The organism is Bacillus sp. VA15 (assembly GCF_055721145.1).
The window spans coordinates 179,115-201,617 of record NZ_JBVQPQ010000001.1; the positions used below are offsets into that span (position 1 = coordinate 179,115).

General features: G+C 46.4%; 24 protein-coding genes. 18 read left to right on the forward strand and 6 right to left on the reverse strand.

What is annotated here, in order from left to right:
* Window positions 1-4 precede the first annotated feature (4 nt).
* The 13 genes from araD to AC0DBE_RS00930 all read left to right on the forward strand — a co-directional run bounded on the left by araD (window position 5) and on the right by AC0DBE_RS00930 (window position 11,588).
* Window positions 5-694, forward strand: a complete 690-nt coding sequence (gene araD, locus AC0DBE_RS00870; protein WP_472960761.1) for an L-ribulose-5-phosphate 4-epimerase — start codon at window positions 5-7, stop codon at window positions 692-694.
* Window positions 672-1,490, forward strand: coding sequence for a sugar-phosphatase AraL (gene araL / locus AC0DBE_RS00875; RefSeq protein WP_072182852.1), 819 nt, complete (start codon window positions 672-674; stop codon window positions 1,488-1,490). The genes araD and araL overlap by 23 nt, the downstream gene beginning before the upstream one ends.
* Entirely contained in the window at window positions 1,487-2,671 is a 1,185-nt protein-coding gene (gene egsA / locus AC0DBE_RS00880) for a sn-glycerol-1-phosphate dehydrogenase (RefSeq protein WP_472960762.1), read from the forward strand. The genes araL and egsA overlap by 4 nt, the downstream gene beginning before the upstream one ends.
* A 30-nt stretch (window positions 2,672-2,701) precedes the next feature.
* Complete coding sequence (locus tag AC0DBE_RS00885) at window positions 2,702-4,003, forward strand: ABC transporter substrate-binding protein (RefSeq protein WP_072182834.1); 1,302 nt, start codon at window positions 2,702-2,704, stop codon at window positions 4,001-4,003.
* 35 nt (window positions 4,004-4,038) lie between these two features.
* Window positions 4,039-4,980 carry a carbohydrate ABC transporter permease gene (locus tag AC0DBE_RS00890; protein ID WP_003222442.1) on the forward strand — a complete coding sequence of 314 codons (942 nt, stop codon included), beginning with the start codon at window positions 4,039-4,041 and terminating at the stop codon, window positions 4,978-4,980.
* Window positions 4,981-5,826: an arabinose ABC transporter permease AraQ gene (gene araQ / locus AC0DBE_RS00895; protein WP_003222443.1), complete on the forward strand. Its 846-nt coding sequence runs from the start codon at window positions 4,981-4,983 to the stop codon at window positions 5,824-5,826.
* A gap of 18 nt (window positions 5,827-5,844) precedes the next feature.
* A complete protein-coding gene (abfA, locus tag AC0DBE_RS00900) occupies window positions 5,845-7,347 on the forward strand; it encodes an alpha-L-arabinofuranosidase AbfA (RefSeq protein WP_472960763.1) in 1,503 nt (500 codons plus the stop codon).
* Window positions 7,348-7,498: 151 nt separating this feature from the next.
* A complete protein-coding gene (locus AC0DBE_RS00905; RefSeq protein WP_003222447.1) occupies window positions 7,499-7,825 on the forward strand; it encodes a PadR family transcriptional regulator in 327 nt (108 codons plus the stop codon).
* On the forward strand, window positions 7,822-8,376 hold the full coding sequence (locus AC0DBE_RS00910; protein ID WP_472960764.1) for an HAAS signaling domain-containing protein: 555 nt from the start codon (window positions 7,822-7,824) through the stop codon (window positions 8,374-8,376). The genes AC0DBE_RS00905 and AC0DBE_RS00910 overlap by 4 nt, the downstream gene beginning before the upstream one ends.
* A complete protein-coding gene (locus AC0DBE_RS00915; protein WP_472960765.1) occupies window positions 8,373-9,266 on the forward strand; it encodes a DUF4097 family beta strand repeat-containing protein in 894 nt (297 codons plus the stop codon). The genes AC0DBE_RS00910 and AC0DBE_RS00915 overlap by 4 nt, the downstream gene beginning before the upstream one ends.
* Window positions 9,267-9,377: 111 nt before the next feature.
* Window positions 9,378-11,174, forward strand: a complete 1,797-nt coding sequence (gene cstA / locus AC0DBE_RS00920; RefSeq protein WP_472960766.1) for a carbon starvation protein CstA — start codon at window positions 9,378-9,380, stop codon at window positions 11,172-11,174.
* Entirely contained in the window at window positions 11,117-11,305 is a 189-nt protein-coding gene (locus AC0DBE_RS00925) for a hypothetical protein (protein WP_072566659.1), read from the forward strand. Before cstA ends, AC0DBE_RS00925 begins: the two co-directional genes overlap by 58 nt.
* Window positions 11,220-11,588: a VOC family protein gene (locus tag AC0DBE_RS00930; protein ID WP_236827595.1), complete on the forward strand. Its 369-nt coding sequence runs from the start codon at window positions 11,220-11,222 to the stop codon at window positions 11,586-11,588. The genes AC0DBE_RS00925 and AC0DBE_RS00930 overlap by 86 nt, the downstream gene beginning before the upstream one ends.
* A 29-nt stretch (window positions 11,589-11,617) precedes the next feature.
* On the opposite strand, the gene AC0DBE_RS00935 is transcribed toward AC0DBE_RS00930, so the two are convergent.
* The 4 genes from AC0DBE_RS00935 to sspI form a co-directional block, all read right to left on the reverse strand.
* Complete coding sequence (locus AC0DBE_RS00935; protein WP_326201475.1) at window positions 11,618-12,952, reverse strand: (Fe-S)-binding protein; 1,335 nt, start codon at window positions 12,950-12,952, stop codon at window positions 11,618-11,620.
* On the reverse strand, window positions 12,949-14,361 hold the full coding sequence (gene glcD, locus AC0DBE_RS00940) for a glycolate oxidase subunit GlcD (RefSeq protein WP_472960767.1): 1,413 nt from the start codon (window positions 14,359-14,361) through the stop codon (window positions 12,949-12,951). Before glcD ends, AC0DBE_RS00935 begins: the two co-directional genes overlap by 4 nt.
* Window positions 14,362-14,463: 102 nt before the next feature.
* Entirely contained in the window at window positions 14,464-15,570 is a 1,107-nt protein-coding gene (locus AC0DBE_RS00945) for a CdaR family transcriptional regulator (RefSeq protein ID WP_072182842.1), read from the reverse strand.
* A gap of 70 nt (window positions 15,571-15,640) precedes the next feature.
* On the reverse strand, window positions 15,641-15,856 hold the full coding sequence (sspI, locus tag AC0DBE_RS00950) for a small acid-soluble spore protein SspI (protein ID WP_472960768.1): 216 nt from the start codon (window positions 15,854-15,856) through the stop codon (window positions 15,641-15,643).
* A gap of 118 nt (window positions 15,857-15,974) precedes the next feature.
* Here sspI and AC0DBE_RS00955 point away from each other — a divergent pair, with 118 nt between their 5' ends.
* On the forward strand, window positions 15,975-16,721 hold the full coding sequence (locus AC0DBE_RS00955; protein WP_014114710.1) for a TrmH family RNA methyltransferase: 747 nt from the start codon (window positions 15,975-15,977) through the stop codon (window positions 16,719-16,721).
* 66 nt (window positions 16,722-16,787) lie between these two features.
* Here the strand turns inward: AC0DBE_RS00955 and AC0DBE_RS00960 are convergent, their stop codons facing one another.
* Entirely contained in the window at window positions 16,788-16,994 is a 207-nt protein-coding gene (locus AC0DBE_RS00960) for a hypothetical protein (protein WP_072182844.1), read from the reverse strand.
* Window positions 16,995-17,075: 81 nt separating this feature from the next.
* Between AC0DBE_RS00960 and pheS the strand changes: the two genes are divergently transcribed.
* Both pheS and pheT read left to right on the forward strand, forming a co-directional pair.
* Window positions 17,076-18,110, forward strand: a complete 1,035-nt coding sequence (gene pheS, locus AC0DBE_RS00965; protein WP_014114709.1) for a phenylalanine--tRNA ligase subunit alpha — start codon at window positions 17,076-17,078, stop codon at window positions 18,108-18,110.
* A gap of 15 nt (window positions 18,111-18,125) precedes the next feature.
* Window positions 18,126-20,540 carry a phenylalanine--tRNA ligase subunit beta gene (gene pheT / locus AC0DBE_RS00970; protein ID WP_472960769.1) on the forward strand — a complete coding sequence of 805 codons (2,415 nt, stop codon included), beginning with the start codon at window positions 18,126-18,128 and terminating at the stop codon, window positions 20,538-20,540.
* Window positions 20,541-20,576: 36 nt separating this feature from the next.
* On the opposite strand, the gene rnhC is transcribed toward pheT, so the two are convergent.
* Window positions 20,577-21,518, reverse strand: a complete 942-nt coding sequence (gene rnhC, locus AC0DBE_RS00975; protein ID WP_061186725.1) for a ribonuclease HIII — start codon at window positions 21,516-21,518, stop codon at window positions 20,577-20,579.
* Window positions 21,519-21,651: 133 nt separating this feature from the next.
* Here rnhC and zapA point away from each other — a divergent pair, with 133 nt between their 5' ends.
* Window positions 21,652-21,909: a cell division protein ZapA gene (zapA, locus tag AC0DBE_RS00980; protein ID WP_003237682.1), complete on the forward strand. Its 258-nt coding sequence runs from the start codon at window positions 21,652-21,654 to the stop codon at window positions 21,907-21,909.
* A gap of 6 nt (window positions 21,910-21,915) precedes the next feature.
* Entirely contained in the window at window positions 21,916-22,449 is a 534-nt protein-coding gene (locus AC0DBE_RS00985; protein ID WP_472960770.1) for a CvpA family protein, read from the forward strand.
* The last annotated feature ends 54 nt before the right edge of the window (window positions 22,450-22,503 follow it).

A 22,503-nucleotide genomic window follows, 5' to 3' on the forward strand; every position in this document is an offset into this window, starting at 1 on the left:
GAGCATGCTTGAAACATTAAAAAAAGAAGTGCTGACTGCCAACCTGAAGCTTCAAGAGCATCAGCTGGTAACCTTTACGTGGGGAAATGTCAGCGGTATTGACCGTGAAAAAGAAAGAATTGTCATCAAACCAAGCGGAGTCGAATACAGCGACCTGACAGCTGATGACTTGGTTGTTTTGAATCTTGAAGGAGAGGTCGTCGAAGGTTCGCTCAAGCCTTCATCAGATACACCTACTCATGTTTATTTGTACAAAGCCTTTCCGAACATCGGGGGAATTGTCCATACCCATTCTCAATGGGCAACAAGCTGGGCGCAATCGGGCAGAGACATACCGCCTTTAGGTACGACCCATGCTGATTACTTTGACAGTGCGATTCCGTGTACAAGAGAAATGTACGATGAAGAAATCATTCATGACTACGAACTGAATACAGGAAAAGTCATAGCGGAAACCTTTCAGCATCATAACTACGAACAGGTTCCGGGTGTGCTTGTGAATAATCACGGCCCGTTCTGCTGGGGCACGGACGCCTTAAATGCCATTCATAACGCCGTTGTATTAGAAACGGTTGCGGAAATGGCCTATCACTCCATTATGTTGAACAAGGATGTAAATCCAATTAATACAGTCCTTCATGAAAAGCATTTTTATCGAAAACACGGAGCAAATGCGTATTATGGCCAGTCATGATTCCGCTGTGTCACCGGCCGGCATTCTGATTGACTTGGACGGTACTGTATTCAGAGGAAATGAATTGATTGAAGGGGCAAGAGAAGCGATCAATACACTCCGAGAAATGGGGAAGAAAATCGTCTTTTTGAGCAATCGGGGGAATATCTCCCGTGCCATGTGCAGAAAAAAACTTCTCGGCGCGGGGATAGAGGCGGATGTAAGCGATATTGTTCTGTCGTCAAGTGTCACAGCAGCTTTTCTGAAAAACCATTATCGTTTTGCAAAGGTGTGGGTGCTTGGAGAACAAGGCTTGGTTGACGAGCTGAGGCTGGCCGGCGTGCAGCACGCGAACGAACCGAAGGAAGCGGATTGGCTTGTGATCTCCCTTCATGAAACGCTCACGTACAAAGATTTAAATCAAGCCTTTCAAGCGGCCGCAGGCGGAGCTCGTATCATTGCTACGAACAAAGACCGCTCTTTTCCAAATGAAGACGGCAATGCCATCGATGTGGCCGGAATGATTGGGGCGATAGAGGCTTCCGCTCAAGCGAAAACGGAGCTTGTTGTCGGAAAGCCGTCATGGCTGATGGCGGAGGCTGCATGTACAGCAATGGGGCTGTCCGCACATGAATGCATGATTATCGGAGACAGCATTGAATCAGACATTGCGATGGGGAAGCTTTATGGCATGAAAAGCGCCTTAGTGCTTACTGGTTCTGCGAAACCGGGTGAACAGCGTTTGTACACACCGGATTATGTGCTGGAGTCTATTAAGGATGTAACCAAATTAGCTGAGGAGGGGATTCTGTTATGAATCGTATCGCAGCTGACGTTCAGCGTGCTTTTGAACAAGCCGGAGAAAAGACGTTTCCTATCGAAATGGAAGAAATTGCTCTCGAAAAACAAGCAGCCGATTCGCTTTTAGAGTATGTAAAAAGAAAAAAACACAAACAGATCGTCCTAGTCTGCGACTCGAATACACATCGCATTGCCGGAATTGATTTGGAAGACCGCTTGAATCAAGAAGGATTCCACGCCGAGTGCCTGATCATTCCGGAAAATGAAGCCGGAAATGTGACGGCTGATGAACGGTCTCTCATTCATGTACTGATCCATATGAAAAAAACAACGGATGTCATGATCGCAGTCGGTTCGGGCACGATTCATGATATTGTGCGCTTCTCAGCGTTTCAGAGGGATTTGCCGTTTATTTCTTATCCGACTGCCCCATCTGTAGACGGTTTTACATCAGCCGGAGCGCCGCTTATTTTATACGGTACGAAAACAACCATCCAAACGAAGGCGCCGTCCGCGCTGTTCGCTGATCTGGATCTATTAAAAGCAGCACCCCAGTTAATGGTGGCGGCTGGATTTGGCGACATGCTCGGTAAAATCACGTCTTTAGCTGATTGGGAGATATCCCGCCATCTTGCCGGCGAGCCTTATTCGCCAGCAGGGGCTAAGATCGTTCAGGAGGCACTTGATGCCTGTATCGAACACACAGAAGACATTGCGATGAAAACGGAAACAGGCATACAGGTTTTAATGGAATCTTTAATTGTGTCGGGGCTTGTCATGCTGGCTTTAGATCATTCCCGCCCGGCATCAGGGGGAGAGCATCATATTTCCCATTGGATTGAGATGGAATTAATGGAGAAAAACCGGCCTCAGATTCTCCATGGGGCAAAGGTGGGCTGTGCCGCTGTGTTATTAACTGACACATACAGAAAGCTCGCCCAGGACGACGGGCTGAACGAATTTTCTCCACGCCAGCGGCAAGCCATTCAATCGGCTTATGAAACGCTCCCAGAAGGAGAAGTATTGGCCAATTGGCTGAGATCAGCCGGAGGCCCTGCGTTTTTTGACGAAATCGGTGTCGGGCAGGATTCCGTCAAGAATGCCTTCAGACACGCGCACACCTTAAGAGACCGCTGCACCGGATTAAGAATCATCAATGAAAACAAAACGCTGATCAATCATGGTCTATATGAATAGCCCGCACCTCGAATGGAAGGGGTAACGCAAATGAAAAAAATGACTGCCTGTTTTCTTGTGCTCATGCTGCTGCTGACATTATGCATTGCTGGGTGTTCAGCAGAAAGATCATCCGGGAAATCGGGTGAAACCGAACTGACCTTTTGGACATTTAACGGACTTCATGAGCAATTTTATGTGGAAATGGTGAAGGAATGGAACAAAAAATATCCTGACCGCAAAATTAAACTGAATACGGTCGTTTATCCATATGGGCAAATGCACGATAATTTGTCTATCTCCTTAATCGCGGGAGAAGGTGTCCCTGATATTGCCGATGTCGAATTGGCTCGTTTTTCAAACTTTTTGAAGGGCTCTGATATCCCGCTTGCCGACTTGACTCCGCTGATTGAAAAGGACCGCGATAAATTCGTTGAGGCACGGCTTACCCTGTACAGCAAAAACGGCAAGCTTTACGGGCTGGATACGCATGTAGGGACGACAGTGATGTTTTATAACATGGATGTTATGAAAAAAGCCGGCGTCGATCCTGATGATATTAAAACATGGGATGATTACCATAAAGCCGGGCAGAAAGTGCGCAAAGTAACCGGAAAGCCGATGGGAACGGTGGAAACAAATGATTCGGGAACGTTCTTATCCATGATTTCACAGCAAAACTCAGGCTATTTTGATAAAAATGGCAAGCTGATCCTCAATAATGACACCAACGTAAAAACACTTCAATATTTAAAGGACATGATTAATGATAAAACGATGATTGCCGCACCAGGCGGCGGGCATCATAGTGAAGAATATTACGGCTTTATGAACCAAGGCGGAGCAGCGTCAGTTCTGATGCCGATTTGGTATATGGGAAGATTCATAGATTATATGCCTGATCTGAAAGGGAAGATTGCCATCCGGCCGCTTCCGGCATGGAAAGAGGGAGGCGACCGTTCGGCAGGTTTGGGCGGTACGGCAACTGTTGTACCGAAGCAATCCAAGCATGTTGAGTTAGCAAAAGAGTTTTTGGCTTTTGCGAAGGGTTCTAAAGAAGGAAACAAAAAGCTTTGGAGCGTACTCGGGTTTGACCCGCTTCGCTGGGATGTCTGGAGCTCAAAGGAATTGAAAGAGAAAAACAAATACACGGATTACTTCCAAAACGGAACAGGCATTTTTTCTATGCTGCTCGATATCAAGGATGAAATCAATCCGATATATTTACATGAGGATTTTGCCAAGGCTTCAGACCTTGTCAACAGAAGTGTATTGTTCGACGCACTTAAATCTCAGCAAAAAACGCCTAAACAAGCCTTGGACAGAGCGGCAGGTGAACTGAAACAGAAATAGAATCCCATTCAAAAAGTGAAAGCGGGGAGGTTCTCATGAAACCTGTGAAAACGGGAACGGTTCATCCCGTTCCTTCAGCTGAGAAACAATCAGGCTGGCGAGATTTATTTTATTCGAAAAAAGCGGCGCCCTATCTGTTTACTGCGCCATTCGTTTTATCCTTTCTCGTATTTTTTCTATACCCCATCATTAGTGTCTTCATCATGAGCTTTCAAAGAATTTTGCCGGGAGAGGTGTCGTTTGTCGGATTGTCTAATTATACAGCACTAAACAACCCGACGTTCTATACAGCCCTTTGGAATACGCTGGAATACACCTTTTGGACGCTGATTGTGCTGATTCCTGTTCCTTTGCTTCTGGCCATATTCCTGAATTCAAAGCTGGTCAAATTCAGAAATATATTCAAATCAGCGCTATTCATTCCGGCATTGACTTCTACAATTGTGGCGGGGATCATTTTTCGGCTGATCTTCGGAGAAATGGAAACATCGCTGGCCAATTCCATCTTACTTAAACTTGGCTTTTCACCTCAGAACTGGATGAACAATGAGCATACCGGCATGTTTTTAATGGTGCTGCTTGCTTCGTGGAGATGGATGGGAATCAACATCCTTTACTTTTTGGCCGGTTTGCAAAATGTGCCGAAAGAGCTGTACGAAGCCGCCGATATTGACGGCGCGAACACAATGAAAAAATTCCGGCACATTACGCTGCCGTTTCTCAAGCCTGTAACCGTATATGTGCTGACCATCAGCATCATCGGCGGATTCAGGATGTTTGAGGAAAGCTACGTCCTTTGGCAAAATAATTCCCCGGGTAATATCGGTCTGACGCTTGTCGGATATTTGTATCAGCAGGGGCTTGCCTACAACGAAATGGGATACGGAGCGGCCATCGGCATTGTGCTTTTGATTGTGATACTTGTTGTCAGCCTGATTTCATTAAAGCTGTCAGGCTCGTTTAAGGGGGAGGGATAAATGTTGCGGCACAGTCCTCAGTTTAGCGTTTACAGAATCGCACTAACCCTGTTTTTTATTATGCTGAGCCTATTGTATATTTTTCCGATTTTCTGTTTGCTTTTAGGATCATTAAAGCCGTCATCTGAGCTTTTGCGTGTGGGGCTGAATCTTGATATTGATCCAAAAGTGATGAGTTTTGATAACTACACATTTCTGTTTAATGGCGGCAGCATTTATTTCAAATGGTTTTTTAACAGTCTTGTGCTCGGACTTTTTACGACCGTGCTCACTCTGTTTTTTTCTTCGATGATTGGGTACGGGCTTGCGGTTTATGATTTTAAGGGCAGAAATATCATCTTTGTTCTTGTGCTGATTATTATGATGGTTCCGCTGGAAGTGATGATGCTTCCGTTGTTTAAGCTTACCGTCGGACTGCATTTGATTGATTCGTATACGGGTGTCATATTGCCGTTCATCGTTTCGCCTGTTGCTGTTTTCTTTTTCAGGCAGTATGCGCTTGGTTTGCCAAGAGATCTGCTGGACTCTGCAAGAATGGACGGCTGTACGGAATTCGGCATCTTTTTCAGGATTATGGCGCCGCTGATGAAACCGGCTTTCGGCGCGATGATTATCCTCCAGTCCTTAAACAGCTGGAACAACTTCTTATGGCCGCTGATCGTGCTTCGTTCGAAAGAAATGTTTACGCTTCCAATTGGGCTGTCCAGCTTGCTGAGCCCTTATGGAAACAACTATGACATGCTCATATCCGGCTCAGTATTTGCGATTTTGCCGGTGATTATCATTTTCTTGTTTTTCCAAAAGTACTTTATCTCCGGCCTGACAGTAGGCGGAGTCAAAGGTTAAAAAGGGAGGAAACGTGTGATGAAAAAAGCGCGAATGATTGTAGACAAAGAATACAAAATCGGTGAAGTAGACAAACGGATTTATGGATCGTTTATCGAACATATGGGGCGTGCGGTATACGAAGGTATATATGAGCCAGATCACCCTGAAGCGGATGAAGACGGGTTTAGAAAGGATGTCCAGTCGCTGATCAAAGAATTGCAGGTTCCGATCATCCGCTATCCGGGCGGAAACTTTTTATCCGGATACAACTGGGAGGACGGTGTCGGGCCTGTAGAAAACCGCCCAAGACGGCTTGACTTGGCATGGCAAACGACAGAAACCAATGAAGTGGGAACAAATGAATTTTTATCTTGGGCAAAAAAGGTCAACACAGAAGTCAACATGGCCGTCAACCTTGGCACAAGAGGCATAGATGCTGCCCGCAATCTCGTTGAATACTGCAACCACCCGAAAGGCTCGTACTGGAGTGATTTAAGAAGATCACATGGCTATGAACTGCCATACGGCATCAAGACATGGTGCCTAGGTAACGAAATGGATGGCCCGTGGCAGATTGGCCACAAAACAGCTGACGAATACGGGCGGCTTGCCGCGGAGACGGCAAAGGTCATGAAATGGGTTGACCCATCAATTGAACTTGTTGCCTGCGGCAGCTCAAACAGCGGCATGCCGACCTTTATCGATTGGGAAGCAAAGGTACTGGAGCATACGTACGAGCATGTCGACTATATTTCTCTCCATACGTATTACGGAAACCGAGATAACAATCTGCCAAACTACTTGGCCCGTTCCATGGATCTGGATCATTTTATTAAATCTGTCGCTGCAACCTGTGACTATGTAAAAGCAAAAACACGCAGCAAGAAAACAATCAATCTCTCTCTTGATGAATGGAACGTTTGGTATCACTCAAATGAGGCTGATAAAAAAGTAGAACCGTGGATTACTGCGCGGCCTATTTTAGAGGATATTTATAATTTTGAAGATGCCTTATTGGTCGGCTCTCTGCTCATTACGATGCTGCAGCACGCAGACCGTGTGAAAATCGCGTGTCTTGCACAGCTTGTCAATGTCATCGCGCCGATCATGACGGAAAAAGGCGGAGAAGCATGGAGACAGCCGATTTTCTATCCGTACATGCATGCTTCTGTGTACGGAAGAGGTGAGTCGCTGAAACCGCTTATTTCTTCTCCGAAGTACGACTGCTCAGATTTTACTGATGTGCCATATGTTGATGCAGCTGTTGTGTACTCAGAAGAGGAAGAAACACTCACCATTTTTGCGGTAAACAAAGCTGAGGATCAGATGGAGACGGAGATTTCGCTCAGAGGCTTTGAATCCTATCAAATCGCAGAGCACATCGTACTCGAGCATCAGGATATCAAAGCGACAAACCAGCATAACAGAAAAAATGTCGTCCCGCATTCCAACGGAACATCGTCTGTCAGCGAAAACGGCCTAACCGCGCATTTCACGCCGCTTTCCTGGAATGTGATCCGCCTGAAAAAACAATCATAAGAGAAACAAAGCCGGAGATCTCTCTCCGGTTTTTCTTTTTTTGTCAGTAGATATCATTCAGTACCTTGTAATGTTCAGTAGTGGATGTTACCATATGGATAAGTGGTGGGAAAAATAAACAAAATTGACCAGCCGCAGGGAGGATCTTATGATGAATGCTCAATTCAAAAAGGGAGCATTAGAGCTATGTGTGCTTGTATTAATATCCGAAAAAGACCAATACGGATATGAGCTTTCTCAAAACATTTCCAGGCACATGGCGATTGCTGAAGGCACCTTATATCCTCTTCTCAGGAGACTGACGAAAGAAGAGTATTTAGAAACATATATGGCGCCGTCTTCCGAAGGGCCTGCCAGAAAATATTACACGATGTCAAAGCTTGGTTTCATGCGAATGAAACTGCTGCTGGCAGAATGGGATCAGTTCACAGCATCTGTCAATCAAATCATTGATGCGGCAAGGGGAGGAGAACGATGAATCAAGAACAGTTTTTACAGGAGTTAAGTAAAGCGTTACAGCCGCTTTCTAAAGAAGAGCGGAATGAGATCTTATTTGATTTTGAAGAACATATTACAGAAGGGATGAAAGAAGGCAGGTCGGAAGCGGACATCATCAGGGAACTCGGCTCCCCAAAACAAATAGCAAAGGAATTGGTGCCAGATGTCACGGAAACTGCTCCAGCAGTGCAGCGCCCTAAGAAGAACCTCTTTCAGATGGCATGTTCAGCAGCAGCGATAAGCATCTTAAATTTGATTTTTGTGCTGGGACCAGCTATTGGCATTTTTGGAGTGTACGTGGGTTTATGCGGGGCGGCGCTTGCACTTTCTGTATCACCAATTATGTTTGTCGGCATGGTGATGTTTCAAATGAATACGCACATGATGCTGGAGTTCTTTTTATCACTCGTGTTTGGCAGTCTGGGGCTGCTCTTGTGTATAGGGCTGTGGCATTTAGGCAAGCTGCTGTATGGCATGAGTTTGCGATATATCAGATATAATTTAAAGCTGGTGACGGGGGCGCAGACATGAAAAAAATCATAATAGGATTGATCGCAGTATTTTCAGTCGGGGTAATCGGGGCTGTCATCTCTGCAGCTGCCTCGGATTTTACAAAAGAAGAGGTGAAAGCTGCCGAAACATATGATGCTGCAGATATTAAAAAAATTGTGGTAACAACGAGCTCGATGCATGCAGAGGTCAAAAGCGGGCAAACGGATGATATTCAGGTAGCTGCTGAAGGACAAGTCAGTGATAAAAGCAAAAAGCTGTTCGATGTGAGCCAAGATGGCAATTCATTAAAAATCAATCAAATAGCACGCCAGAATATCATCTCTTTTATACCGTGGGGCAGCGAAAAGGATATGAAAATCACAATCACGATTCCGGAAAAGAAGTATGATGAGATAACTGTAACGACAACCTCTGGCGATATTCTGATAGAAAATGCGCAAACGGATCAAGGAGCTGCTGGCTCTACATCAGGAAATATTGAGCTGAAGCATACACGCATCGAAAACGAGCTGACGCTAAAAACAACGAGCGGAGAAATTCAAACTGACCAAAATTCATTCGGCCAAGGTGAGGTAAAGACAACAAGCGGATCAATAAAAAGCAGCCGCACAACAGCTGAAAAGGTGAACTATAAGACAACTTCCGGGGATATTGATCTTCTTCAGGATCATCAGAACGAAGAGATCGACATCGTCACTACGAGCGGAAGTGTGTCAGTAGAGTATCAGAAAGAACCTGCATCTTTGGCAGTGGATTTTCAGGCAGACTCAGGTGATGCCGCGGCCAATCTCGATCACATCTTGTATAAAGAAAAATCAGAGCATCGTATTGTAGGTTATGTAGGTGATAGCGGGACCTCTAACCGTTTAAAAGTTCGTACAACATCTGGAGACATTGAACTAAACTAATTGCCACAAGCCGGCCCATTCCAGCCGGCTTTTTTGTATAGGAAAAAATGACCGCTTTTCACCATAAAATTATGATATATTTATGAAAAACAGCAAAGGGGATGGGAGAAAATGAATGCGGTTACAATTGTGATAGCGTCAATGTGTATTTTGGCTATCGCCTATCGTTTATACGGAACATTTATGATGGTGAAGGTTCTCAAAGTGAATGATGACAAGCCAACGCCTGCTCACGCGCTTGAGGATGGAAAAGATTATGTGCCTACAAATAAATGGGTTTCGTTCGGCCATCATTTTGCGGCAATCGCAGCGGCTGGGCCGTTGGTCGGACCGATTCTGGCGGCGCAGTTCGGCTATTTGCCGGGGTTGTTATGGCTGTTAATCGGGGCGGTAATAGGGGGAGCCGTCCATGATATTGTTGTGCTGTTTGCCTCGATGCGCAAAAATGGAAAATCGCTGTCAGAAGTAGCGAAGGACGAGCTCGGCCCTGTTGCCGGATTTTGTACGGGACTGTCCATGCTGTTTATTATCACGATTACGATGGCGGGTCTGTCGATGGTTGTGCTGCATGCGCTTGAACGCAATCCATGGGGAACATTTGCGGTAGGGATTACGATTCCGATTGCGATGGGCGTGGGCTTATTTTATAAGAAAACGGGAAATTTAAAGCTTGCGTCAACGATCGGCTTTCTCTTTTTAATGGCAGGAGTCTTTATTGGCCCATGGGTGCAGACTACCGCGCTCGGTGACTTTTTAACACTAGATACGAAAACGCTTGCAATAGCGCTTCCTGTTTATGCGTTCTTTGCAGCGGCGCTTCCCGTTTGGCTGCTTCTTGCACCGCGTGACTATTTAAGCAGCTTTATGAAAATCGGTGTTTTTATCGCTTTGATTGCAGGGGTGTTTGTCGTCAATCCGTCCATCCCGTTTCCTGCGTTTACAGAATTCGTAAAAGGCGGCGGTCCGGTGCTGGCAGGCCCTGTTTGGCCGTTCATTTCAATAACCATCGCCTGCGGTGCGATCTCGGGATTCCATGCCTTTGTCGGTTCAGGTACGACGCCGAAAATGCTGAATAAATGGAGTGATATGAAACCGGTTGCGTTTGGTGCAATGCTTGTCGAGTGTCTTGTTGGCATCATGGCGCTGATTGCAGCGACCGCCTTGCAGCCTGCTGATTACTTTGCGATTAACAGCACGCCTGAGGTTTTCCGTACGCTCGGTATGGATGTCGTCCATTTGCCTGAATTGAGCAGGGCAATCGGTTTGGACTTAGAAGGAAGAACAGGGGGAGCCGTCACGCTTGCGGTGGGAATGACTTATATTTTTACGGGAATGCCGTTTTTCAGCCATTTGGCCTCATACTTTTTCCAATTTGTCATTATGTTTGAAGCCGTATTTATTTTAACAGCGATTGATGCGGGGACACGTGTTGCCCGGTATTTGATCCAGGATTTCTTTGGAGAGGTGTATAAACCGCTGAAGAAAACAGACTGGATTCCGGGATCTGTATTTGCCAGCGCACTTGCCTGCTTCATGTGGGGCTATTTGCTGTATTCAGGGGATATCGGTTCTATTTGGGCGCTGTTTGGCGTGTCCAATCAGCTGATGGCTTCAGTTGGGCTGATTATCGGAGCGACTATAGTGCTGAAAATCGCTGATAAACGCCGTTACATTCTGACCTGCCTTGTCCCGCTTGCCTATTTATATGTCACTGTCAATTATGCAGGCTATTGGATGGTGCGCAATGTGTATCTCAATCCTGAAGCAGCAGGCTACAGTGTATTGAATGGCGTATTATCGATCATCATGCTGCTGTTAGGCTTCATCATTATCGTGGCGGCTGTGAAAAAATGGGCGCAGATGTGGAGAGATCCGAGCTTAAGGATGGAAGCTTCTATCCCGGGATAGAAGGGCTAATGAAAATGTTGAGGAGGATTGGGAATGAATCTATCAATGAAATATCTTATTCTATACGTATCAGACAGCAAGCGGGCCATTCATTTTTATCGGGATATTTTAGGACTGCCGATTCGTGCTGAACACGGAACGTATGTCGAATTTGAAACAGGATCTACGATATTGGCGCTTAATACGCGAGAAAGCGCCAGAGAAATCACGCAGCTAGACATTCCAGATACATCTGCTTCAAACACATTTGAAATCGGATTTGTCACTGAAAACGTAGAAGAGGTTATTAAAAGGGTAAGAGAACAAGGTGTCACGATTATTGGGGAGCCGAAAGTGAAGCCATGGGGGCAGACGGTCGCCTATATTGCTGACCCGGATGGACATTATATTGAAATTTGCAGTCCGATGGAATAAGCCCAAAACAATTTCTGTTTTGGGCTTTCTTATGATGTTTTGTGTCCAGCTGCTTCCAGCAGCAAATCAGCCAGATGAACGGCTTTGACTTTACCGCTTAGTCCCTCGCGCTCAATGCCGAGCTTCATCTGCAGCAGGCAACCGGGATTTGCTGTCACAATGACGATCGCTTCGGTTGCTTTGACGGCAGCCATTTTACTGTCCAGTATTTTCATAGACATTTCAGCTTCCACGATGTTATAAATTCCCGCTGATCCGCAGCAGCTGTCTGCTCTCTCCATTTCTCTGAATTCGGCCCCCTTGATGCTTTGAAGAAGCTGGCGGGGCTCGAGCGACGTATGCATCACATTTCTTAGATGGCATGAATCTTGATAGGTAATGACCTGGGGCGTCTTGAGCGCTAAGTCCATTTGATGAAAATCGAGTTCAACCAAAACGGATGAAAAATCTTTCAGCTTCTGAACAAATGCAGTGGCCCGCTCCGACCACTCGGGGTCATCCTTCAGCAAATGATCATATTCAGTGAGAAAGGCTCCGCATCCTCCTGCGTTTGTAATGACAGCATCCACGTCTAACGCTTCAAAAGCAGCGATATTTTGTTTAGCGAGCTCTTTCCCCGCGTTTTTTTCACCGCTGTGACCATGCAGTGCCCCACAGCAAGCCTGTTCAGGCGGAATGACAATGTCGCAGCCTGCCAACTGCAGCAGCTTCAGTGTGGCATTGTTGGTCGGTAAAAACATTGTATCCATTAAGCAGCCGGAAAAAAAGGCGACCCGTTTTTTCATGGGGCCGATTGACGGCAGTAAACGCGGCCGATGCTTCATGTCTTTACTTTTAGGGACATCAGGTAGAACAGCTTCCATCGTCCGCAAATGCTCAGGCAGGACGCGAAGCATACCGGTTTTACGCACAGCGGTTTGCAGTCCTGACCGCTGATACAAACCGATAAGGCTTACTGCTGAGCGCATGCGGTTTTGATGCGGAAACAGCTCGTGAAAAGCCGCCTTTCGCATGACACGTGCGCCGAGCGAATGTTTTTTATTTTGGTGGATAATATCTCTGGCTTCCTCAAGCAGCTGTCCGTATTTCACGCCTGACGGGCATACAGGTTCACAGGCGCGGCAGCCGAGGCAAAGTGATAGCGAACGTTCGACATCTTCATCCGGTTCAATCATACCGTCAGCTACGGCTTTCATTAAGGCGATGCGCCCGCGCGGAGAGTGAGTTTCCTGAAACCCCGATTCGATATAGGTCGGGCAGGAAGGAAGACAGAAGCCGCAGCGCATACAATTCAAAAGCTCGCCTTCATCCATACGCTCTTTGAACTCATCTTGGATCTGTTTCATTTCTTTATTTGTTGTCATCTTTCCGTCACCACACGTTTTCTGGCGTCTTTCGCAAACACTTTGCCCGGATTTAATATGTTACGGGGATCAAATGCCGCTTTCATCGCTTTCATCGCGGCAATGCCTTCTTTTTTCAGCTTCATCTCCAAGTAGGGCGCTTTCATGATCCCGACCCCGTGCTCTCCGGTAATCGTGCCGCCAAGTTCAATCGCTTTCTCAAAAATCTCGGCAAAAGCCTGTTCGACACGCTCCATCTCATCCTCATTTCTTATGTCTGTCGTGCATGTCGGGTGAAGGTTCCCATCTCCCGCATGGCCGAAGGTGCAGATGGAAATATCGTATTTGGCGGCAATATCATTAATGGCTTTTACCATAATGGCGATTTCTGAGCGAGGAACGGTCGCGTCCTCTAAAATGGTCGTCGGCTTGAGGCGGGCTAGGGCAGAAAGCGCAGAACGCCGGGCTTCAGTCAGGGCAAATGCTTCCTCCTCCGTTTGGGCGGTCTGAACGGAAACAGCATCGCCTTTTTTGCAGATCGCCTCAATCTTTTCCATATCCCGTGCAACGGTTTCAAGCGTCCCGTCTTGCTCAATTAACAGAACGGCCTTTGCGTTTATCGGAAGTCCGATTTTGGCATAATCCTCAATGACCAAAAGTGTAGGCTGGTCGAGAAATTCCAGCGTGGCGGGTATGATTTTTGCGGCAATGATGTCTGATACGGTTTGAGCAGCGGCATCGATATTTTCATAAAGAGCAAGCAGCGTCTTCTTTGTTTCCGGCTTTGGAACGAGTTTGACGATGGCTTCTGTCACGATGCCGAGTGTTCCTTCTGAGCCGACAAAAAGGCGTGTGAGATCGTATCCGGCCACATCCTTTGCGAGTTTTCCGCCGGTGCGGATGATGTCTCCATTTGCGAGCACAATCTCCAGTCCAATGACATAGTCGCGGGTGACGCCGTATTTTAATCCGCGGAGCCCACCGGAATTTTCATTGATGTTTCCGCCTATGGTTGATATTTTCATAGAACTCGGATCAGGCGGATAAAACAAACCTTTGCTTTCAACTGCGCGGATCATATCCAGCGTAATGACGCCCGGCTGGACTGTGGCGGTCAAATTTTCTTCATCAATCTCAAGAATCCGGTTCATATGCTTAAAGAGAAGAACTAGTCCGCCTTCGGTCGGGCACGTGCCGCCGCACAGGTTTGTCCCTGATCCTCTTGGAACGATCGGCACTTGATGTTCGCTGCAAACCGCTAAAATTCGTGATACTTCATCTGTATTCCTCGGTGCAATCACGGCATCAGGCATAGACTGAAACTGCGGCGTCGCATCATATGAATAGACGAGACGGCCGGCATTGGAGTCATCAAAGTTTTCCGGTCCGACGATTCGGATCAGCTGTTCTTTTACATCTTTGGTGATCATTTCACCCATCCCCCTGTCAAAAAACGCTTTCAATCTATTGTAAAAGAAAAAAAGCAAAGCCTTCCATGGAGAAACATACAAAAAATGAAACTGAAACTCTCTTTATTTTGTATCTTGATCTAAAAAATAGAGTGCAACATACATCGTGACAATATCCTCTGTGCAGTCAAAACGCAAACCCGTCAGCTGTTCAGCCTTAGACAGGCGATAACGCAATGTATTGATGTGAATATGCATGTCTTTAGCGGTTTGTTTCAAAGACAAATCGTGATGAAAGAAAGTCCGTATGGTATACATAAGCTCCTGATGCTGAAGCGCCTCCCGGAATACTCTTTGCGGAAATTCATTTCGGGTACCCGGGCTGATCTCAGTCAGGCACATATCAAGCTTCAGGTCCTCTTCGAAGATGGGCGTTTTTCGCTTAAGGCTGACAGCCAGCGCTTTTTCCGCTTGCTCGTATGAGTCCGTCAGGCTGGAGCTTGCCACAGGCCTTCCGGCACCAGCTGCCGCAAATCGGCTATTTGCGGTATGAGCAAACGAACAAATATGAAGGAGCTCCCGCAAAAGCCGATCCCTTTGTTCATGCTTTGGCACTTCGTGATTAATCAGAATCCGTTCATTTCCCCACCTGATGAACAAATCCGAAGGGTACGCAGATTTCCAGATATGTGTCATTTGCTTAATATCATGAGGTGACCACTCATATCCTTGAATGAGAATCATTTGGCGCCGGGAGGAAAGGTCAACACCGAGAAGCTGGGCTTTCTCAAGAAAACCGGGAGACCACTCTTTTAATTGCAGCCAATCGATCATAAAGGACTCCAGCATTCTCTCACGCCATTGGGACTGCTCTAAATGCCACGATTCCTTAATGAACAGCTCTGTCATTTTCCGAAGCAGCTCCCCGTAAGGCTGAATCTCAGCAGGCTCACCTGTGAGCCCGAAGACGGCGATCACATCACGGTCAGAAAATACAGGGAGATTCAGGCCTGCCTTCACTCCTTTTAGTCTCTTTTCATCTTCTTTTGTAATAATGACGTTGCGTTTCTCTTTTGCGCAGATGAGCGCTCCTTCATGAAATTGTCCGACCCGCTCATCATTTGTGCTTGCCATAATAAGGCCGTCTGTGTTCACAATAATGACTTCACGTTCGTACATTTTTTTGACTTCAGCAATGATTTTTTTCGCTAATAACGGCTGTAAAAACATGGCGTTCCTCCTCATCATGTTTCTATTATATAAGAAAAAAACCGGGCGCTGTCACCCGGTTTCATGAGTCTTATTGGGTGGGTTTTAATCCGCCTTCAAGCGTTTTTAGCATTTCGTTTTTCTCACTTTCGGATGCGTGCTGCCAGATAACCTCGAATAAAACGCCGAGCCCTGGAAGCATTTTTTCTTCACCGCTTTGAATCGCATCCACGATTGTATGCTCAAGCTGTTCCTGATTATTGCCGGTTACATTGGCTATGACGGCATGACGTAAATTAAGATCCATGTAAAACGCTCCTTTTCCTAAAATGTAATACGTATATTCTAACCCTGCACCTGGTTTATTATGTGCTGATCTTGCGATATAATAACATCATGTTAAAAAAAGGAGAGCCACACAGACAGTGAAACAAATAGAATCGGCAAAAAACCAAAAAGTGAAGGATTGGAAAAAGCTTCACACGAAAAAAGAACGAACAAAAACGAATACATTTCTGATAGAGGGAGAACATCTTGTTGAAGAGGCGTTGAAGAGCCCGGGCATGGTGAAAGAAATCCTTGTAAAGGATGAAACGAAAATGCCGTCAGATCTTGATGTGAGCATCCAGTGCTACGTGCTGAGTGAGGATGCTTTTTCAGCTGTTACTGAAACCGAAACGCCGCAGCAGATCGCCGCTGTGTGCCATATGCCTGAAGAAAAACTGGCGTCGCCTCAGCGGGTGCTGCTGATTGACGCTGTTCAAGACCCGGGAAACCTCGGCACGATGATTCGGACGGCTGATGCGGCCGGTCTAGATGCGGTTGTGCTCGGTGACGGCACGGCGGACGCTTATAACGGAAAAACACTGCGATCTGCGCAAGGATCACACTTTCATATTCCTGTGGTGAGAAGAAACCTGCATACTTATGTGGATGAATTGAAGGCAGAGGGCGTAAAAGTGTACGGCACGGCGCTGCAAAACGGGGCGCCTTACCGGGACATGTCCCAGGCTGAATCCTTTGGGCTTATTGTAGGAAATGAAGGGGCAGGGGTGGATGCCGCCTTGCTGGAAAAAACGGACTTGAACCTGTATGTGCCGCTTTACGGACAGGCGGAATCACTGAACGTTGCCATTGCGGCTGCCATCCTCATGTATCACTTGCGAGGATAGTGTTGCGCCAAGCGGTGGATTTCTCTATAATAGAACATAATATTTCAAAAACCGTGACAGAGGACCTCAATTTCTGATCAACTGCTTTCCAGGGAGAAAATGCCGCTGACTGAGAGCATTTTTAACGCAGCCGGAAATTGGCTTCACCTCTTGAGTTGTCGCCGGGACCGCGTACACTGCGCGTAAAGGTGAACCGGAATCTGATTCCGTTATGTCAATGAAGCTGACGACAGCATTAGTCTGTCTGAAATAAGGGTGGTACCGCGGCCACAACTCGTCCCTTGTATAAGGGACGGGTTTTTTTTATTTTCCAAAGACATATGACGATTTGTTTACATAAAAGGAGGATGCAAAATGGAAGAAAAGCTAAAACAGCTGGAACAAGAAGCTTTAGAACAAGTAGAAGCGGCAAGCTCATTAAAGATTGTCAATGATATTCGGGTGCAATATCTCGGAAAAAAAGGGCCGATTACAGAAGTGCTGCGTGGAATGGGCAAACTTTCTGCTGAGGAACGTCCGAAAATGGGCGCGCTCGCGAATGAAGTAAGAGAGCGTATCGCCAATGCAATTGCTGTCAAAAACGAGAAGCTTGAGGAAGAGGAAATGAAGCAGAAGCTTGCTGGACAGACAATCGACGTCACGCTGCCTGGGAACCCTGTCGCAGTCGGAGGCCGCCATCCGCTCACTGTTGTCATTGAAGAAATTGAAGATTTATTTATCGGTATGGGCTACACAGTCGAGGAAGGACCTGAGGTTGAAACGGATTACTACAACTTCGAATCACTCAACCTGCCGAAAGAACACCCTGCGCGCGATATGCAGGACAGCTTTTACATCACAGAGGAAACTTTGATGAGAACGCAAACTTCTCCTGTGCAAACACGGACGATGGAAAAGCATGAAGGCAAAGGGCCGGTGAAAATCATTTGTCCGGGTAAAGTATACCGCCGCGATAACGATGATGCGACGCACTCTCACCAATTTATGCAAATTGAAGGGCTTGTCGTTGATAAAAACATCAGCATGAGTGATTTAAAAGGAACGCTTGAACTCGTTGCGAAAAAAATGTTCGGGCAAGACCGTGAAATCAGACTCCGCCCAAGCTTCTTCCCGTTTACTGAGCCTTCAGTAGAAGTAGACGTAACATGCTTTAAGTGCGGAGGAAACGGCTGTTCAGTATGTAAAGGAACAGGCTGGATCGAAATCCTCGGTGCTGGCATGGTTCACCCGAACGTGCTGAGAATGGCAGGCTTTGATCCGAAGGAATATCAGGGCTTCGCATTCGGAATGGGTGTTGAGCGCATCGCGATGCTGAAATACGGCATTGATGATATCCGCCACTTCTATACAAATGATGTCAGATTTATTTCGCAGTTTAAACAGGCGTAAGAGGAGGATGCTAGGATGTTTGTTTCTTATAAATGGTTAGAGGATTATGTTGATATAAAAGGCATGGACCCGGCTGTTCTTGCTGAGAAAATTACAAGAGCCGGTATCGAAGTTGAAGGAATTGAATACAAAGGGGAAGGCATCAAAGGCGTTGTTATCGGCCACGTGCTGGAGCGCGAGCAGCATCCGAATGCTGATAAGCTGAATAAGTGCCTTGTGGATATCGGAGCGGATGCACCTGTACAAATCATTTGCGGCGCGCCGAATGTGGATAAAGGGCAAAAAGTCGCAGTTGCAACAGTCGGAGCAGTGCTTCCGGGCAATTTCAAAATCAAAAAAGCAAAGCTTCGCGGTGAAGAATCTAACGGCATGATCTGTTCTTTACAGGAGCTTGGCATTGAAAGCAAGCTTGTGGCGAAAGAGTATGCGGAAGGCATTTTCGTATTCCCGAATGACGCTGAAACAGGAAGGGATGCCTTAGCGGCTTTACAGCTTGACGATGCGATTCTTGAGCTTGGTTTAACGCCAAACCGCGCGGATGCCATGAACATGCTTGGTGTTGCTTACGAGGTTGCAGCGATTTTAGATACAGAGGTAAAACTTCCGAAAACGGATTATCCGGCTGCTTCAGAACAAGCGTCTGATTACATCGCTGTCAAAGTCGAAGATCAAGAAGCGAACCCGCTGTACACTGCAAAAATCATTAAAAACGTCACGATCGCTCCGTCACCGCTTTGGATGCAGACGAAGCTGATGAATGCAGGCATTCGCCCGCACAACAACGTCGTCGACATCACAAACTTTGTCCTGTTGGAATACGGACAGCCGCTTCACGCGTTTGATTATGACAGATTCGGCTCCAAGGAAGTTGTAGTAAGAAAAGCAGCTGAAAATGAAACGATCGTAACCCTTGATGATCAAGAACGAAAGCTTTCTGCCGATCACCTTGTTATTACGAACGGAACGAAAGCGCAAGCCGTTGCCGGTGTCATGGGAGGAGCAGAGTCAGAAGTTCAGGAAGATACGAAAACGATTTTGCTGGAGGCCGCGTATTTCAATGGACAGACAGTTCGCAAGGCTTCCAAAGACCTTGGTTTGAGAAGTGAATCAAGCGTAAGATTTGAAAAAGGCATTGATCCAGCCCGCGTACGTCTTGCAGCAGAACGGGCTGCACAGCTGATCCATCTGTATGCCGGCGGTGAAGTGCTCACTGGAACGGTTGAGGAAGATCACCTGACAATCGAAGCAAATAACATTCATGTATCTGCTGACAAAGTGAGCAGCGTTCTCGGCATGACAATCAGCAAAGAAGAACTCATCAGCATTTACAAGCGTCTCGGTTTTACTGTCGGTGAAGCGAATGACCTTCTCGTTGTGACCGTACCATCACGCCGCGGTGACATTACAATCGAAGAGGATTTAATTGAAGAAGCGGCAAGATTGTACGGCTACGATAACATTCCGTCCACGCTTCCTGAGACAGCAGGAACAACAGGCGGATTAACGCCATATCAGGCAAAGCGCCGTAAGGTCAGACGTTTTCTTGAAGGCGCAGGCTTGTCACAAGCTATCACTTACTCACTGACAAACGAAAAGAAAGCGGCAGCGTTTGCGATTGAAAAATCACTGAACACTGTGCTTGCGCTTCCAATGAGTGAAGAAAGAAGCATTCTCAGACACAGTCTTGTTCCTAATCTGCTTGAGTCCGTTTCTTACAACCTGGCGAGACAGACGGACTCAGTCGCACTGTACGAAGTCGGCTCCGTTTTCTTGACAAAGGAAGAGGACACAAAACCTGTTGAAACAGAACGCGTGGCAGGAGCTGTTACCGGATTATGGCGCAAGCAGCTGTGGCAGGGCGAGAAAAAACCGGTTGATTTCTTTGTCGCCAAAGGAATTGTGGAGGGGCTGTTAGACAAACTGAACGTCCTCGACAGCATTGAATTTGTTCAATCTGAACGCAAACAGCTGCACCCGGGCAGAACAGCGAACATTCTATTGAATGGTTCTCTTATCGGCTTCATCGGCCAAGTCCATCCTTCATTGGAAAAAGAACTGGATATAAAAGAGACATACGTGTTTGAGCTTGATCTTCATGCACTGCTCGCAGCGGATACAGCGCCGCTTGTTTACACGGCGATTCCAAAATATCCGTCTGTGACACGTGATATTGCGCTTGTAACAGATAAATCCGTCACGAGCGGCCAGCTCGAGAGCGTGATTAAAGAGGCTGGCGGCCAGCTTCTGAAAGAAGTATCCGTCTTTGACGTATACGAAGGCGAGCATATGGAGGAAGGCAAAAAGTCAGTCGCTTTCTCACTTCAATATGTCAACCCTGAACAAACACTGACTGAAGAAGAAGTGACAAAGGCGCACAGCAAAGTGCTGAAAGCGTTAGAAGACACATATCAGGCTGTTTTGAGAGGCTAATAAAAAAAGCTTGCAGATTTCTCTGCAAGCTTTTTTCTATGAGCGTTTTTTATCGGCAAGGCGCTGTGCTTTCTGTGTATTGGCAAAATGGAGTTTTGTAAAGGTTCTGAGAGCAGATGCCCCTTTTTTGAGGATCAGCTTGGCTGCCGCTTCATCCACGTGCGGGCCGGCCCCTTTCGGAAGTGTCATTCCTGCCTCACGCGACAGTTTATCCATTTCCATTAAAAACGAATATCTTGCAATGATTGAAGCAGCGGCGACTGACAAGTGAATGCCTTCAGCCTTTGTGCTGAAATAGGTCCGCTCCCTCACAATGTCTCTGCCCCTTAAATGATTGAAGTAGACGCCTGGCTCAGCGAATTGGTCAATCAAAATGGCCTCAGGCTTTACCCCATCCATTTTTCTTAACAAATGGGTTATGGCTTGATTGTGCAGCAAAGCTTTCATTTTCCCTTGGCTCATGCCTTTTTCCTGCATGCTGTTGTACTTTTCATTCTTTAAAACCAACAGGCTGTATGGAATGGTTTTGATCAGGTTTCGGGCAATCTCAATGATTTGCGGATCCTTTAAGTCTTTAGAGTCCTTAACACCGAGTTCCTTCATTAAAGGAAGCATTGTTTTGTCGACGTACGCGCATACAACCGTCATCGGGCCAAAGTAATCTCCGGTTCCGACCTCGTCAGAGCCGATAACAGACATGCCGGCGATATCTGCCGGAGGGGCATAACGGGGGTCAGCCGGCTTTTTGGCCGTTTTCTTCTTTTCCTGCGGCTCTGCTGTTCCCCAGCGCGCGGATTCTGCCGCTGCGTTTTTGCCTTGAAACAAGACCTTGCCGGATTTATATGCTGTAATGGTACAGCCTGGCGGTTTCGCCTGAAAAACGGCTCCCTGCGGAACAGAGGCAGTAAGCGAACCGCTGTACGTCGTTTTCATTTGGTCAATAGCAGACAACGATACTTTTATCACAGAATGGGACACGTAATAATCTCCTTTTTTTACACTTTTCGCTGTATATACCAGTGTATCATAACAGCGGGAGGCTCGTCTTTCCATTCATTTAATAAACGTGTTATGATAAGAACTAGGATTCTCGCGGAATGGAGGAGAAACGTTGTCTGACGGCAAAAAAACAAAAACAACCGTTGACATTTACGGCCAGCACTTCACGATTGTCGGTGAAGAAAGCAAAGCCCATATGAGGTATGTCGCCGGAATTGTTGATGATAAAATGAGAGAAATCAATGAAAAAAATCCATACCTTGATATAAATAAACTTGCAGTGCTGACAGCGGTAAATGTGGTGCACGATTATGTCAAATTACAAGAGAAATATGAGAAACTGGAGCGTCAGCTTAAAGAAAAGGATTGAACAACTATGCTAGATATCATCATCTTAATCTTGCTCCTGATGGGGACTTTACTGGGGTTAAAACGCGGTTTTATCCTGCAGTTTATCCGCTTAACGAGCTTTATTTTATCGATCGCCTTTGCGGCTTTATTCTATAAAAATGTGGCGCCGCATTTAAAGTGGATTCCCGCACCCGACTTTTCAGCGGGACAGCCGGCTCTTTCTTTTTTTACGGGAAATTTGGAAGTAGCCTATTATAATGCGATTGCGTTTATCGTTTTATTTATCATCGCTAAAATCTTACTGAGAATCATCGGCTCATTCCTGAGTATTGTCGCCGGCATTCCGGTGATCAAACAAATCAACCAGGTGCTGGGCGCCGTTCTCGGTTTTCTAGAAGTCTATTTATTTACATTTGTGCTGCTGTATGTCGCATCCGTGCTTCCGGTAGATGCTTTGCAGCAAATGATGGGGCAATCGTCTCTCGCAAATGTGATCATTAACCATACACCGTATTTGTCAGGGCTTTTAGAAGAGCTGTGGACACAGTACGGGGCATAAAAAACTTCTCTTGTCCGGAGAAGTTTTTTTCGAGTATGATGGAAACATATGTGA